This window comes from Streptomyces turgidiscabies Car8 (assembly GCF_000331005.1).
Classification (GTDB): domain Bacteria; phylum Actinomycetota; class Actinomycetes; order Streptomycetales; family Streptomycetaceae; genus Streptomyces; species Streptomyces turgidiscabies.
The window spans coordinates 1-14,372 of the sequence record NZ_AEJB01000247.1; the positions used below are offsets into that span (position 1 = coordinate 1).

The 14,372-nt window shown below is 69.3% G+C and carries 12 protein-coding genes; 6 read left to right on the plus strand and 6 right to left on the minus strand.

Translation table 11 applies throughout. The features are described 5' to 3' along the window. Positions 1 to 30 precede the first annotated feature (30 nt). Complete coding sequence (locus STRTUCAR8_RS16200) at positions 31 to 1,095, minus strand: BMP family lipoprotein (protein WP_006376866.1); 1,065 nt, start codon at positions 1,093 to 1,095, stop codon at positions 31 to 33. A 577-nt stretch (positions 1,096 to 1,672) separates the two neighbouring features. Here STRTUCAR8_RS16200 and STRTUCAR8_RS16205 point away from each other — a divergent pair. Beyond that, positions 1,673 to 2,377 (plus strand): DUF6445 family protein, encoded by a 705-nt coding sequence (locus tag STRTUCAR8_RS16205; protein ID WP_044472303.1) that lies wholly within the window; start codon positions 1,673 to 1,675, stop codon positions 2,375 to 2,377. Positions 2,378 to 2,464: 87 nt separating this feature from the next. Here the strand turns inward: STRTUCAR8_RS16205 and STRTUCAR8_RS16210 are convergent, their stop codons facing one another. Further along, entirely contained in the window at positions 2,465 to 3,706 is a 1,242-nt protein-coding gene (locus STRTUCAR8_RS16210) for a M20 family metallopeptidase (protein ID WP_044472304.1), read from the minus strand. Between the two features lie 314 nt (positions 3,707 to 4,020). Here STRTUCAR8_RS16210 and STRTUCAR8_RS16215 point away from each other — a divergent pair, with 314 nt between their 5' ends. Beyond that, a complete protein-coding gene (locus STRTUCAR8_RS16215) occupies positions 4,021 to 4,725 on the plus strand; it encodes a class I SAM-dependent DNA methyltransferase (protein WP_006376875.1) in 705 nt (234 codons plus the stop codon). 30 nt (positions 4,726 to 4,755) lie between these two features. Next, entirely contained in the window at positions 4,756 to 5,142 is a 387-nt protein-coding gene (locus STRTUCAR8_RS16220; protein WP_006376867.1) for a VOC family protein, read from the plus strand. A 23-nt stretch (positions 5,143 to 5,165) separates the two neighbouring features. On the opposite strand, the gene STRTUCAR8_RS16225 is transcribed toward STRTUCAR8_RS16220, so the two are convergent. From STRTUCAR8_RS16225 to STRTUCAR8_RS16240, 4 genes are all read right to left on the minus strand, one after another. After that, positions 5,166 to 6,407: a hypothetical protein gene (locus STRTUCAR8_RS16225; protein ID WP_006376874.1), complete on the minus strand. Its 1,242-nt coding sequence runs from the start codon at positions 6,405 to 6,407 to the stop codon at positions 5,166 to 5,168. Positions 6,408 to 6,504: 97 nt separating this feature from the next. After that, a complete protein-coding gene (locus STRTUCAR8_RS16230; protein WP_006376869.1) occupies positions 6,505 to 7,440 on the minus strand; it encodes an N-acetylneuraminate synthase family protein in 936 nt (311 codons plus the stop codon). A 12-nt stretch (positions 7,441 to 7,452) separates the two neighbouring features. After that, the gene (locus STRTUCAR8_RS16235) at positions 7,453 to 8,787 is read right to left on the minus strand and encodes an acylneuraminate cytidylyltransferase (protein WP_006376868.1); all 1,335 of its coding nucleotides are present in this window, start codon (positions 8,785 to 8,787) and stop codon (positions 7,453 to 7,455) included. Positions 8,788 to 8,837: 50 nt separating this feature from the next. Next, positions 8,838 to 10,154 (minus strand): DUF6716 putative glycosyltransferase, encoded by a 1,317-nt coding sequence (locus tag STRTUCAR8_RS16240; RefSeq protein WP_048818770.1) that lies wholly within the window; start codon positions 10,152 to 10,154, stop codon positions 8,838 to 8,840. A gap of 198 nt (positions 10,155 to 10,352) precedes the next feature. Between STRTUCAR8_RS16240 and STRTUCAR8_RS16245 the strand changes: the two genes are divergently transcribed. The 3 genes from STRTUCAR8_RS16245 (at position 10,353) to STRTUCAR8_RS16255 (ending at position 14,164) form a co-directional block, all read left to right on the plus strand. After that, entirely contained in the window at positions 10,353 to 11,339 is a 987-nt protein-coding gene (locus tag STRTUCAR8_RS16245) for a glycosyltransferase family 2 protein (RefSeq protein ID WP_006376876.1), read from the plus strand. After that, positions 11,339 to 12,718, plus strand: coding sequence for a polysialyltransferase family glycosyltransferase (locus STRTUCAR8_RS16250; RefSeq protein ID WP_006376871.1), 1,380 nt, complete (start codon positions 11,339 to 11,341; stop codon positions 12,716 to 12,718). Before STRTUCAR8_RS16245 ends, STRTUCAR8_RS16250 begins: the two co-directional genes overlap by 1 nt. Before the next feature lie 246 nt (positions 12,719 to 12,964). Further along, positions 12,965 to 14,164, plus strand: a complete 1,200-nt coding sequence (locus tag STRTUCAR8_RS16255; RefSeq protein ID WP_006376870.1) for an acyltransferase family protein — start codon at positions 12,965 to 12,967, stop codon at positions 14,162 to 14,164. Positions 14,165 to 14,372: the final 208 nt, after the last annotated feature.

Consider the following 14,372-nt stretch of genomic DNA (forward strand, 5'->3'; position numbering starts at 1 on the left):
CGAGCCGGGGTTCCCGCGGGAACCGTCAGGTCACGGGGTGGTCTTGACCTTGATGGTGCCGTCGACGATCTTCTTCTTCGCGGCGTCCAGCTGGGTCTGGATGTCGTCGATGAAGCCACCGCTGGTGGCCAGGCCGACACCGCCCTTGGCGAGCGAGTAGACCTGGTTGCCGGTCAGCGGCGCGCCGTCGTGGACGGACTTGATGAAGTCGTAGACGCCGACGTCGACGTTCTTGACCATCGAGGTGAGGATCGACTCCTTGTACTTGCTCAGACCCTGGATGTTGTACTGGTCCGAGTCCACGCCGATGGCCCAGGTGCCCTTGGCGCCGGAGATGGCCTCGATCGAGCCGTTGCCGGAGGAGCCGGCCGCGGAGTAGATCACGTCGGCGCCCTTGTCGAGCTGGCCGGACGCGGCCTCCTTGCCCTTGTCGGGGCTGGCGAAGCCGGAGAAGTCCGAGCCGTGGGTCAGGTACTGGACCTCGACCTTGACCTTGGGGTTGGTGTCCTTGACGCCCTGGACGTAGCCCGCCTCGAACTTCTTGATCAGCGGGGTGTCCACACCGCCGATGAAGCCGACGTGGTCCTTCTTGGTCTTCAGAGCCGCGGCGACACCGGCCAGGTAGGAACCCTGCTCCTCGGTGAAGGTGATGCTGTCGACGTTCTTGGCGGTCGCGACCGCGTCGATGAGGCCGAAGCTGACCTTCGGGTACTTGGCGGCGACCTTGTCGACCGAGGTGGCGTAGGAGAACCCGACGGCGACGATCGGGTTGTAACCGGCGTCGGCCAGGTCGGTCAGGCGCTGCTCGCGGTCGGCCTCGGTGTCGGAGGCCTTGGCGGTCAGTTCCTTGATGGAGCCGCCGAACTCCTTCTCCGCCTTGTCGGCGCCGCGGGCGGCGGAGTCGTTGAAGGAGCGGTCACCACGGCCGCCGATGTCGTAGGCGAGGCCGATCTTGATGCTGCCCTTGCCGCTGTCCGACGACGCGGACGACGACGAGCTGTCCTTCTCGGAGGAGGTGCTGCCACAGCCAGTGGCAGTCATTGCGAGAGCTGCGGTTGCGATACACGCAGCGGAAAGCTTGGCTACCCGGCGCACGGGGGGCTCCTTCACCTGACCTGAGCGCCATGTCGGCGCTTCATGTGAGCACCATGCCAGTGCCCGGGCCTGGACGCCCCAGTGGCGTCGGCTTCGCGGCATCGTAACGCGCGTAGATGTCAGAAAATAACCCGTGCGGAAGCCGTTATCGATTCGAGGCAAACGCCTTCTGAACTCGTGCTCTTGCGGCTTCCGGGCCGATGGTTTCCGATAGTGCACGATTGGCTTACAACCGTGTTGCGCCAATCGGCGGAGCGGCTCACACAGGAGCCGCCGCCTGTTTCAGCGCTCCGCCGCGCCGGTCGACGTCATGGCCGTGAACGTCTCCACGGCCATGACGTCGGGTCATGGCCGAGGCCCGTCGATCTCATCACTGTGGCCGCAGTCGCGGATCCCGTTGCGAACAGGAAGGCGCTGCGCACGGAACCCGAGCGGCGCGTGCACGGGAATCGATGGCCGGCCGGGTGCGCCGAGGAACGCCGGGAGAGGCGCCGCTGACCGAAGGTTGACCGAAGCCGGGAGAAAATTGACCGAGTACAGACACAGGCAAAACTGGGCCCGTCCTACCTTCTGACCCATGCCCCCACAGCCATCGTCTCCCCCCTGGGCCGCCGCTGCCCGCTCCGCCGCCCTCCCGGTGCTGCCCTACCGCAAGCCCACCAAGGGCCGCGACTACTGGGTCCTCGACGACGTCCTGCCCGCCGTGGACGCCGTACGCGAGCGGTGTCTGGCCAAGGACGACTGGACGAAGGGCCACCCCTACACCTCGGAGAGCTGGCCCGGACTGCGGGCCATGCCGGGTCTCGAACCGGCCGAGCTGGGGCGGATCGAGCGGCTGGTGCGGCAGGCGACCGGCGCGAAGGAACTCTGGGTACAGAAGGCCCCCGGCGGCGGCACCCTCAACCACAACTGCGTCCAGGTGGTCGGCGAGGGCGAGAGCATGCCCCGGCCGCACACGGACTCACGGGCACTGTGCCGGTACGCGGCCGTGCTCTACCTCAACCCGGGCGTCCCCAAGGACTGCGGCACCAGCTTCTTCCGCCAGTCCCTGCCCGGCGGGCGCCTCGGCGGCAACACGGTGCAGGCCCCGCACAACAACCTCGTCGAGGCGCTGGGCACCCGGTTCGTGGCACCCGACGCCTTCGAGGAGGACGTACGCGTCCCGCACAGGTACAACCGCCTGCTCCTCTACAACGCCAACCTCGTGCACAGCGCGACCGGTTACTGCGGGACGACGCTGGAGGAGAAGCGGATGACGGCGGTGTTCTTCTGGATGGCGTGAGCCTCTGCTCACTTCCGTGCCCTTCAGCACGACCGGCGGCCCCCGCCGGTGACCGGCAAGGACCGGCCCCTCCCCGACTTCCTACGCCTACCGCTCCAGTGCGTCGAGCAGCGCGGCGGCGGTGAACAGTTCCACGCCGACCGTGATCGCGTGCTCGTCGGCGTCGAAGTCGCCCTGGTGCAGATCGCGTACCCCGCGCTCGCCCGGCCTGCGCACGCCGAGGCGGGCCATCGCGCCGGGGACGTGCTCCAGGTACCAGGAGAAGTCCTCGCCGCCGAGGCTCTGGGCGGTGTCCTCGACGGAGTGGGCGCCGCGCCGGGAGGTCATCGCGTCGCGCAGCAGCTCGGTGACGTCCGCGTCGTTGACGACGGGCGGCACGCCGCGTACGTAGGTGATCTCGGACTTGGCCCGGTAGAGGTTGGCGATCTCGTCGACGGCCGCGTGGACGAGGTCGGGGGCCTGGTGCCAGGTGTCGAGGTCGAGGCACCGTACGGTCCCGGACAGCTCGGCGTGCTGCGGGATCACGTTGCAGGCGTGGCCCGACTCGATCCGGCCCCAGGTCACGGAGAGCCCGCTGCGGGCGTCGACGCGCCGGGACACGAGCGCGGGTACGTCGGTGGCGACCCGGGCGGCGGCGGTGACGAGGTCGGTGGTGAGGTGGGGGCGCGCGGTGTGGCCGCCGGCGCCGTCGAGCGAGATCTCCAGCCGGTCGCAGGCGGAGGTGATGGGCCCGTGGCGCAGCCCGATCCGCCCCGCGTCGACCCTCGGGTCGCAGTGCACGGCGATGATCCGGCCGACCCCGTCGAGCGCGCCGCACTCGATCGCGTCGGCGGCACCGCCGGGCAGCACCTCCTCGGCGGGCTGGAAGATCAGCCGCACCGGCCTCGGCAGCAGTCCCTGCCGGTGCAGGTCGGCGAGGACGAGCCCGGCGCCGAGCACGACGGTGGTGTGGACGTCGTGGCCGCAGGCGTGGGCGCGGTCGGGCACGGTGGAGCGGTACGCGCAGTCACTCTTCGTGTCCGGGATGGGGAGGGCGTCGATGTCGGCGCGCAGGGCGAGGACGGGCACAGCCGTGCCGCTGCCCTGGCCCTCGGGGTCGACGCCGATGTCACAGATGAGCCCGGTGCCGGTGGCGAGTACGCGCGGCTGGAGGCCGGCCTTCTCGAGCCGTGTCCTGATCGCGGCGGTGGTACGGAACTCCTGGTTGCCGAGCTCCGGGTGCATGTGCATGTCGCGTCGGAACGCGACGAGCTCGGCGCGCAGTCCCTCCGGCAGCGTGCCGGGAAGCACGGCTTCCCCGGGGAGATCGGCCTCGGACTCTCGGGACATCATGTGGTTCACCCTTTGAAGGGTAGGACGCCCGGGCGGTCGAAGGACCCACGATCAACAAAATTTCCACCTGTCAGGGGAGAAATTCTGACCGCCGAAGGCATACTCGCGAACTGGGATGGGTAAACTCGCCGGTCTTTCCCGGCAGCCACTTCTGTCTACCCCCGCCCACGATGCCACGCCCTACACCGCGTCGACGGAACTGTCCACGTAGCGAAACGGCCACGGTCAGGGGCATGAACATCGGCCAACGCCCGCCGCCGTCCGCGTGAACGCGCCCTCCCGCGCGCCGCCCCCGGGTAACGTGCACCCCCGTGACCGCCCTGAACCAGGCGTCCGTGACGGACCTCATACGGGCCGCCGTCCCGGACTCGCCGGACTTCCTCCACGCCACCCGCGCGTCGTACGACGCCATGGCCGCCGACTACACAGAGCGATACGCCGACCACCTGGCGGACCTCCCGCTGGACCGCGCCCTCCTCGCCGCCTTCGCCGAACTGGTGCGGGCCCAGGGCTCCGCGCCCGTCGCGGACGTCGGCTCGGGACCCGGCCACGTCTCCGCGAGACTGCACGCCCTCGGCGTGCCGGTGTTCGGCGTCGACCTGTCCCCACGCATGGTGACGCTGGCCCGCCGGGCCCACCCGGAGCTGCGGTTCCACGTGGGCTCGATGACGTCCCTCGACCTCCCGGACGAGACGCTGGGCGGGGTCCTGGCCCTCTACTCGATCATCCACATCCCGGACGCCGCGCTGCCCACGGTGTTCGCGGAGTTCCACCGCGTCCTGGCCCCCGGCGGCCTCGTACTGCTCGCCTTCCAGACGGGCCCGGACGACCACCACCTGCACCTCGGCGAACGCTTCGGCCACGAGATGTCCCTGGACTACTGGTTCCGCACGCCGGCCCGGGTCGCCGAACTCCTCACCGAGGCGGGCCTGACCCTGCACGCGCAGACGATCCGCGAGCCCTACGAGGACGAGACCCGGCAGCGCGCGTATCTGCTGGCACGCAAGCCGGGGTAGTCCGGGGCGCGGGGCCCGCATCATGGGCGGATGGCACGTCTCCGAGACACCGTCGTCGACTCGGCCCACCCCGCCTCGCCGGCCCGCTACTGGGCCGCGGCGCTCGACGGATACGCCGTCGCCCCGTACGACGAGGCCGAACTCGCCCGGCTGCGCGGGCTGGGGATCGCCGGTCCGGAGGACAACCCGACGGTTCTTCCGGAGCCGCGGGACGGCGGCCCCCGCCCGTGGGTGCAGCTCGTCCCTGAGCCGAAGCGCGTCAAGAACCGGGTTCACCTGGATCTGTCGGCGCCCGACCTCGCCACCGAGGTCGACCGGCTCACGGAGCTGGGCGCCACGCTCCTCGTCCGCTACGACGGCCGTGTCGTCCTGCGCGACCCGGAGGGCGACGAGTTCCGTGTGACGAGCGGCGCCTGAAAAGCCTCAGGGGGACACGGGCGTCAGCCCGTCGCCTTCGCTTCCTTTGTGGGGCGGGCCGAGTCCGTCGAGACGCGTTGTACGTCCCGGGCGGAGCCTGTGACGCCCGACAGGAAGCCCTGGGCCCTCGGTGACGCGTTCGCGGTCAGCCAGGCCGGGTCGATGTCGCAGACCGCGACCTTCACCTCCGTGCCCGCCAGGGCCAGCGGGAGGGTGTGGACGACCGTCGAGGGGAAGCTGAGGATCGTACGGCCGATGGGGCCGCGGCGGGCGATCAGTTCGAGGGGAAGGTCCGGGCGGACCATCTCCAGGCCCGTGCAGGCCGCCAGGTCCTGGAGTTTCTCGGGGCTCTCGCGGCGGTGGGCGAAGTAGCGGGTCACGCCGTGGGTCCTGGCCAGGGCGCGGACCGCCTCGCGGTAGCTGTCGGCGTCGACCACACCCGTCTCCACCAGCGACGTACCGACCATGTCCGCGCCCTCGGCGATGTGCGGGGGGCCGAACCGGGAACGGGTCCAGGCGAAGTCGTTGTACGTGACCTCGACGCCCTCGGGGGTGTCCTCGATCGGCATCGAGGAGAAGATCTCGACGCGGCGCCTGCCGCCCGGGGTCAGCCTGCGGCGGGCCTTCGAGGACACCGGGATGAACAGCAGGTCCCGCGCTCCGGGCCGCTGGGCCTTGCGGTGCCAGCGCACCAGGCGCTCACCGCGGGCGAGTTGGGAGACGAACTCCATGGTCGCCGTGCCGTCGTCGACGACGACGAGGTCACGGGCCTTGGTGATGTTGAGAAGTACCTGTACGTAGCGGGAGAACGGGTCCCCCATGACGATGCGGCGGGTGCGGCGCAGCAACGGGGCCAGGCCGCCGATCGTGCGGAACGGGGCCGAGGTTCCGGCCCGCGCGTCCTCCCAGCGGACCTCGTGGCCCTCCTCGCGGGCGAGCTCGGCCATACGGCGCAGCTGGCCCCGGGTCATCGGGTCGACCGGGGAGAGGACGACCAGGGTCAGTCCGCCTCCGGAGGAGGGTTCCCGGTGGATCGTCGGCCGGTTCTGGCCCCTGCGCCAGCGGCGGGACGCCTGCCCCGGAACCTTGCCGCCTCTGCGGGTGGAACCGGCGCGGGCGGAAACGACCGGCGCCGGACCGCCGGCCCCCTCCGGGCTGAGCGCGTGCGCGTGCACATGCGCCCATTCCAGCACGTTCAGGAGCTGGACCGGGCTCTCGACGAAGGCGAGAGTGTGGGGGCCGGTGGTACCGGCGCGTGGGCTCATCGACGTACGACCGTCGCTTCCGTGAGTACGGACTGGGGAATCCGCGTGGACGGAGTGGTCACCGGCTGGCGCCGGTGAAGCCGCTGAGTGGTGTGGATCAGGCGGTGACGGGCTCGCCCGCGGCAGCCGCGATCTCCGCGTCGGCGATGACGCCGGTGACACGACGGAGCTTCTTCATCGGGCCGATCTCGGACTCGTAGACCTTCTTGACGCCGTCGCCGAGGGACTCGGAGATGGTGCGGATGTCACGGACGAGGCGGGTCAGACCCTGCGGCTCGACGGAGGCGGCCTGGTCGGAGCCCCACATCGCGCGGTCGAGGGTGATGTGACGCTCGACGAAGGTGGCACCGAGGGCGACCGCGGCCAGCGTGGTCTGCAGGCCCGTCTCGTGGCCGGAGTAGCCGATCGGGACGTTCGGGTACTCCTTCTCCAGCGTGTTGATGACGCGGAGGTTGAGCTCCTCGGCCTTCGCCGGGTAGGTCGACGTCGCGTGGCAGAGCAGGATGTTGTCGCTGCCCAGCACCTCGACCGCGTGACGGATCTGCTTCGGGGTGGACATACCCGTCGACAGGATGACCGTACGGCCGGTCTGGCGGAGGGCGACGAGCAGCTCGTCGTCCGTCAGGGACGCGGACGCGACCTTGTGGGCCGGGACGTCGAACTTCTCCAGGAACGCGACCGCCTCGGTGTCCCACGGGGAGGCGAACCAGTCGATGCCGCGCTTCTTGCAGTGCTCGTCGATCTTGCGGTAGTCGTCCTCACCGAACTCCACACGGTGGCGGTAGTCGATGTAGGTCATGCGGCCCCAGGGGGTGTCGCGCTCGATGTCCCACTGGTCGCGCGGGGTGCAGATCTCCGGGGTGCGCTTCTGGAACTTGACCGCGTCACAGCCGGCTTCGGCGGCCACGTCGATCAGCTTGAAGGCGTTCTCAAGGTCACCGTTGTGGTTGATGCCGATCTCGCCGCAGATGTACACGGGCTGGCCGGGGCCGGCGGTCTTCGAGCCGAACGAGCGCAAGCGGGTGGAGGTCATTCCGGGGGTTCCTTACTTCTTGTTGAGGGGGTCGAGAGAGGGGCCGAGGATCCAGCTGGCGATCTCTCGGATCGCGCCGTCGCCGCCGGGAACGGTGGTGACCGCGCGTGCGGCGCCGCGCACAACGTCGTGGGCGCTCGCGACCGCCACGGGCCAGCCCACGAGGGCGAAGCACGGGAGGTCGTTGACGTCGTTGCCGACGTAGAGCACGCGCTCCGGCGCGATGCCCTGCTCCTCGCACCACTGCTTCAGCGCGAGGTCTTTCCGGTCGATGCCGTGCAGCACGGGCAGCTGTAGCTTCCGTGCGCGGGCGGCGACGACCGGGTTCTGTTCCGAGGACAGGATCAGCAACTTGAGGCTGCTCTTTCGCAACGCTGCGATTCCGAGGCCGTCACCGCGGTGCACGGAGACGAACTCCCGTCCTTCGGAGTCGATCAGCACCCTGTCGTCTGTCTGGGTGCCGTCGAAGTCGAGTACGACCGCGTCGATGTCGTCGGCGGTCGGGAGGGCGCCGGGGCGTTCCGCGTCGAAGAGCGTCGCGAGGGCCCGGGCGCGGGCGAGGTCGTGCGGGTCGTCGATCTCCAGCACCCGGGCCGGGTCGGTACGCACGGGTTCGGTGTGACCGAAGAAACGGTGCTTCGACTTGCGGAAGCCCGTCGCGTCCATGGCGTAGACGGCGCCGGTCTCCAGGAGGTCCTGGGGGCGGTCCTGTCGGCGAGGCCGGAAGGACTTGTCGTGATTTACGCCATAGCCACCGCCGACGGTCACCGTCTCGGTGGTGGTCACGGTGTCCGTGCCGCCCTCGACGGCCGTGCTCTCGGCGGCTGCGCCCTCGCCGGGCACCGGCTGCGGGTCGTCGGCGGCGTCGCGCCAGATGAACCCGTGGAAGGGGGCGACGGTCAGCGCGCTGTCGGCGCCGTTGTGCACGACCGCGTTGACGACGCCGTCGACGTCCTCGCGGATGATGAACGGGCTGGTGCACTGCACGAGCAGGACCACGTCCACCTTGGCGCCGTGCAGCGTCTCGTGGGCGTCCATGGCGTGCAGGACGGCGGCCTCGGACGTCGCGGTGTCACCGGCGATGGCGGCGGGACGCAGTACGACCTCGGCGCCGGCCTGGCGGGCCGCGGCGGCGATCGCCTGGTCGTCGGTGGAGACGACGACGTCCGTGACCAGCTTGGCGGCGAGGCACTCGCGCACCGCGCGGGCTACCAGCGGGACCCCGCCGACAGGCAGCAGGTTCTTCGCGGGCACGCCCTTGGAGCCCCCTCTCGCGGGGATCACTGCGAGCACGCGGGGCCGCGCGGTCGCTCGGCCCGCTTCCGGGTTGGACTCCGGGTTGGACATTGCCTGCACTCCTTGACGCTCTTCGCGTGTCTGACGGGGGATCCGATGGGTCACAGCTCCCCCATCCGCCGGATCACGGGCGCGACGCGCTGCACGCCGTGCCGGTAGGCGCCGCGGGCCGCGCGACGCACGATCTGCCGCACCGCTCCCGGCTCCTTGTCGGCGGCCGGCGCTCCGGGCAGCGGAACGCCGTCGGGGCCGAGGTGGTGCCGAGCGAGAATACCCGGCAAATATCCGGGAGCCGTCATCGGTGTGTAGTACGGGGCCAGGGGCGGAAGCTTCGAGGATCCCAGAAGTCGGTCGATCCTGTCGCGTGCGGCGTCGAAGGCCGTCTCGTACGAGCCATCCGCGGCGACACCCTGGCGGGCCACCCACGACGCGTCGGGAACGGGCTGGTGACCGGCGTCGAGCTGCTCCCAGGAGGCGAGGCAGCCCGAGCCCACGAAGTGGTGGTTGCCGAGCGCCTCGCGCACGCCCAGGTCACTCAGCACGACGGTCGGGATGGAGCGGTGCAGGGACTCCAGGGCTGCCGTGGAGCTGATGGTGACCAGCAGGTCCGTGCGGTCCAGGACCTCGCCCATGTGCCCGTAGACGAGCTTGAAGTTCGGCGGAAGGTCGGCGCGTTGGGCCAGTTTCTGGTACGGCAGTTCCTCGATGTGCGTGGTGTGCTCGCCGGGCTTGGAACGCAGCTTGAGGAGCACCTCGCGCTCGGGGTGCAGCTTCGCGTGCTGCACGAGCCGGTCGAGGAGATACGTACGGTCCTTGCGGCTCTCCGGGACGGAGGGCTGAGCGGCGAACACCACCGTGTACGGGTGACCATGCTCACCTGTGTAAGTCGTGCCACCCAGAAAAGGGAGTGCGATCTCGGTCACAGAGGACGAATCGGCGCCCACTCCGTCGTAGACGGCCCTGAAACGGTCGGCGTCCTGGCGGGAGTTCGCGAGGACCAGGTCGGCGCCGTGGCGCAGCAGGAGCCCGTCGGCGAGCTTTTCGTACACGACCCCGACATAGCCGGTGACGACGACGGGGCGCAGGGCCGTGTCGTCCCACACCTGCGCCAGGCCATGCAGCATCGCCTGGACGCCGCCGCCGACCAGGGCGAGCACGAGGATGTCGTACGGCTCCTCCTGGTCCATGGCCCGCAGGAACTCCAGGGCGGTCACCTCGCGCAGCGAGTCCGCGGTGACGCCGACCTCCTGGAGCTGGCGGGCGGTGGGGGTGGCCCTGCCTCTGAGGAGGTAGCCGTCGAGATGAATGTCCGAATTATCAGGAGAAATACGACTGGCTGTGAGCGCACCCCATTTCCACCGAGTGTCGGAATCGGCGAGGACGGCGACCCTCATGGGGCTCGTGGTACTGGCTGGCACGCCCAAGACCTTAAGCCGACATGGGGTGCTTCCACCCAATCCCAAGGCAACAAAGGGTTAACAAAGGGCCGCGTCGACTTGAATCAAGACGCCATACGTGCAGAAACCCCCTTGATTCACCGGTCGGACACATGTAGTTCACCCGACATCAAACCCCGGGTAAAGTGAGACGACCGGAGAGGCTCTAACCTCGGACTCGTGGTCAAGCTCTCCGTCATCGTGCCGTTCTACAACGTGCAGCAATACGCGCCCGACACTCTGAAGAGCCTGCGTGCCAACGCGCGTGCGGACTTCGAGTTCATCCTCGTCGACGACTGTTCGCGCGACGAGACTCCGGACATCCTCGCGCGCGCAGAGCGCGAGCTGCCGGGCGCCGTGCTGGTCAGCCACGAGAAGAACGGAGGCCTGGCCACCGCCCGCAACACCGGTATCGACAAAGCGCGTGGCGAATACCTCACGTTCCTCGACGGCGACGACTGGCTCGCTCCCGACTATTTCCCCCAACTTCTCGCCGCTATTGAGGAGTTGGGCTGTGATTTCGTCCGTACGGACCATGTCCAGTGCACCGGCCGGGCGCGCGCGATCCATCGGGTCCCGCACGGTCGGCGCGGGGTGGTGATGTCGCCGCGGGACGCGATCCTGCCCACCGACCGCACCACCTCCGTCGACTACGCCTACGCCTGGGCCGGTATCTACCACCGCCGGCTCGTCGACCGCGGCCTCCTGCACTTCACCGACGGACTGCGTACGGCGGAGGACCGGCCGTGGATCTGGAAGCTGCACCGGGAGGCGGAGTCGTTCGCCGCGGTCGGGCTGCTCGGGGTCTTCTACCGGCGTGGGGTCGCCTCCTCGCTCACCCAAATCGGTGATGTTCGCCAACTCGACTTCATCCGAGCCTTCGACCAGGTCATCGAGGAGACGGCCAGGGACCCCGAGGCCGATAGGCTGCTGCCGAAAGCAGTGCGCACCTACTGCGCGATCATGGCTCATCATCTCGGAGCGATCGAGAGGTTCGAACCCGCCGTGGCCCGAAAACTGCGCTCGCTGAGCGCCGCCGCGCTGAAGCGGATGCCGCAGGACGTCCTCGCGGAGGCCATCGACTCGATGGACGTCCAGCGGGCCAACCGGCTGCGGAAGGTACGGCGCAGGCCGGTCTCCGCGTCCGCCGGGACGGTGTCCGTCTGATGTCCGGCGGCAACAAGACCCGTACCACTCAGATCTTCTGCGCGTCGACGCTCTACGGTGCCGCGACGCTGGCCGCCGCCCTCGACGCCGGCCTCTTCCGCCCTGCCGACCGACGGCTGCTGCTGATCACCAACAACGCCGCCAACCCCGAGATCACCCCCGGGGCCGACGCGATGTCCGGCTTCGACCGGGTGAGCGGGCGGTTCGACGATGTCCTGTCCTGGAACGAGACGATCGCCCCGTTCCACCCCAGCGGCTGGGGCCCGCGCGCCGACGACGTCCCGCTGTGGGAGCGGCATCTGCGGCTGCTGTGGAACCTCGGTGACGACAACATCGAGCTGGCCGTCGAGTCCGTGCAGGTCAACCCGGCCCTCGCACTGTGCCAGCTGTTCACCGGCGCCCCCGTCGACGTCTACGCGGACGGCCTCATAAGTTACGGCCCCACGCGCGACAAGATCGACGCGCTGGTCGGGACCCGTATCGGGCGCCTGCTCCACCTCGACCTCGTCCCGGGCCTCACCCCGTTGCTGCTCACCGAGTTCGGCGTGCCCGCCGAACTCGTGCCGTCCGAGGCGTTCCTGAAGGTGCTCGGCGAACTCGCCGAGGCCGGCGACCAGACGGAGACCTGGGCGAATGCCCCGAAGGGACAGCCCGCGCTGCTCCTCGGCCAGTACCTCTCCGCGCTGGGCATCCTCACCCCGCACGAGGAGGAGGAACTGCATCTGCGCATGGTGCGCGGCGCGGTGAAGGCCGGGCACCTCTCGCTCGTCTTCAAGCCGCACCCGACCGCGCCCAGTGCCTGGTCCCGGTCCCTGGAGACGGAGGCGAAGAAGCTCGGCGCCGAACTCACCGTCCTGGACCGGCCCGTGCTCGCCGAGGTCCTCTTCCAGCGGCTGCGCCCCGCGCTGGTCGTCGGCTGCTTCTCGACCGGCCTGTTCACGGCGGCCGGCCTGTACGGCATCCCGGTCGCCCGGGTCGGCACGGACACCGTGCTGGAGAAGATCGCGCCGTACCAGAACAGCAACCGCGTACCCCTGACCATCGTGGACATGCTGCTGCCGGACCTCGCGGACGCCAAGGCCGTCAAGAAGTGGTCGATGCCGTCGGACAAGCAGGTCGGCAAGAACCTGGCCGGGCTGCTGAAGGCGATCGGCTTCTGCATGCAGCCCCGGATCTACTCGCGGCTGCGTCCGGAGGCGGAGAGCTACCTCTCCAAGCACCTCACCGAGCAGACCTGGCGCTACTTCAAGCGCCGCCGTCTGACCTCGCTGGCGCTGCCCGGAGCCCTGCCGTCCCAGCTGTCGTTCATCCCGCGCAACGCGACCGTGCGCCGGATCGCGCGCCGGGCACGGGCGTTGAGCAAAACGGTGAAGCGGTGACAACGGGCACCGCGAGGATTTAATCTGCCAAACGCGTCGTCCCCCGGTTCGTATACGGACGGGTGGCGGCGCGTCGGCGTCCGCGTGCATCCATCCGCGTCCGTCATACGTCAATGAGCTGACCGGTTGTTCATCCGTGAGAGTTGTGTGCTACCTCTTTGGGTTGCCCCTGGCTCTCCTGGCTACCTTCGGTGAGTCAGCGTCTCCTTCTTCTCCTTCCGAGTTCCCGCTGCGAAAGGCCACTCGATGACCGCGGCCGACCAGACCATGGCACCCCCGCTCCCGGCCCCGCCGCCGGGCCCGCGGTCCGGGAGTGCCGAACCGGCCGTCCCGCCCTCCGCCGAGGGTGCCAAGCCGCGCCGCCCGGCCAGCCGGCTGAAGGCGCTGGACGGACTGCGGCTGGTGGCCGCGCTGATGGTCTGCATGTACCACTTCGCCGGCAAGAACGGCCAGATCGCCGACTCCTGGCACCAGTCCCCCGGTGTGATGTTCCCGACCCTGTCCCGGTTCGCCACCTACGGCAGCCTCGGGGTGCAGTTCTTCTTCATCATCAGCGGCTTCGTGATCTGCATGAGCAGCTGGGGCAAGACGCTGGGCGACTTCTTCCGCTCACGCATCGCCCGTCTCTACCCGGCGTACTGGGTGGCGATCGTCATGGTCACCGCCGCCTCGTTCCTGATGCCGGAGGTCGTGCACCATGTGCGCGGCGACGAGTTCCTGGTCAACCTCACGATGATGCAGCAGCCGCTGGGCGTGCCGCGTGTCCTGGGCGTGTGCTGGACGCTGTGGGTGGAGCTCAAGTTCTACGTGCTGTTCGCCCTGTTCGTGGTCTGGAAGGGCGTCACCTACCGCCGTGTGGTGACCTTCTGCATCCTGTGGACGCTGGCCGGCGCCTTCGCCCGGGTCGCGGACAACCCGCTGATCTCGGAGCTCACCTTCCGCGACCACGCCCCCTTCTTCATCGGCGGCCTGGCCCTCTACCTGATCCACCGCTACGGCAGCGACCTGCTCCTGTGGGGCATCGTCGGCATGTCGTTCCTGCTGGGCCAGCGCTACTCGGTGACGGCCCTGTGGCACCCGGGCGCGCAGGGCGACTTCGTCCGCAACCCGTACGTCATCCAGCTGATCGTGCTGATCGCCTTCGCGTCCGTCGCGGTGGTCGCGCTGGGCTGGACGAGCTGGGCGAACTGGAACTGGCTGACCCTCGCGGGCGCGCTGACGTACCCCTTCTACCTGATCCACGAGCACCTGGGCTGGTTCTTCGTCCGGGTCCTGCACCGCGGCTGGGGCCTGGACCCGTACCTGACGATCCTCGCGTCGGTGGCGAGCCTGCTGACACTGGCCTATCTGATGCACAGGCTGATCGAGAAGCCCCTCGGTTCCCGGTTGAAGCGGACGATGACGATCCAGTCGAAGCAGCTGGGCGAGAAGCTGAAGCTTCGGTAGCGGACCCGCTGATGTGAACGCGGTGACATGAGAGGCGAACACGTACCGGATTTCGACACGGCTCTGTCCGCCCACAGGCCTCGGATACCGGACCTGCGGGCACTTGCCACGCGAACCCGCGCCGGGCCGTGACAAAAGCCCCCTGTACGGCGTGACTGTCGCGTTCCGGTTACAGCATCCTGCCGATGGCCCGCCTCTGGCCAGGCAA

What these genes read in the sequence shown, in the direction of transcription:
- STRTUCAR8_RS16255 (WP_006376870.1), top strand. Translation starts at nt 12,965, where the DNA reads ATGACCGCGGCCGACCAGACCATGGCACCCCCGCTCCCGGCCCCGCCG.
- STRTUCAR8_RS16210 (WP_044472304.1), bottom strand. Translation starts at nt 3,706, where the DNA reads ATGTCCCGAGAGTCCGAGGCCGATCTCCCCGGGGAAGCCGTGCTTCCC.
- STRTUCAR8_RS16230 (WP_006376869.1), bottom strand. Translation starts at nt 7,440, where the DNA reads ATGACCTCCACCCGCTTGCGCTCGTTCGGCTCGAAGACCGCCGGCCCC.
- STRTUCAR8_RS16225 (WP_006376874.1), bottom strand. Translation starts at nt 6,407, where the DNA reads ATGAGCCCACGCGCCGGTACCACCGGCCCCCACACTCTCGCCTTCGTC.
- STRTUCAR8_RS16205 (WP_044472303.1), top strand. Translation starts at nt 1,673, where the DNA reads ATGCCCCCACAGCCATCGTCTCCCCCCTGGGCCGCCGCTGCCCGCTCC.
- STRTUCAR8_RS16235 (WP_006376868.1), bottom strand. Translation starts at nt 8,787, where the DNA reads ATGTCCAACCCGGAGTCCAACCCGGAAGCGGGCCGAGCGACCGCGCGG.
- STRTUCAR8_RS16250 (WP_006376871.1), top strand. Translation starts at nt 11,339, where the DNA reads ATGTCCGGCGGCAACAAGACCCGTACCACTCAGATCTTCTGCGCGTCG.
- STRTUCAR8_RS16220 (WP_006376867.1), top strand. Translation starts at nt 4,756, where the DNA reads ATGGCACGTCTCCGAGACACCGTCGTCGACTCGGCCCACCCCGCCTCG.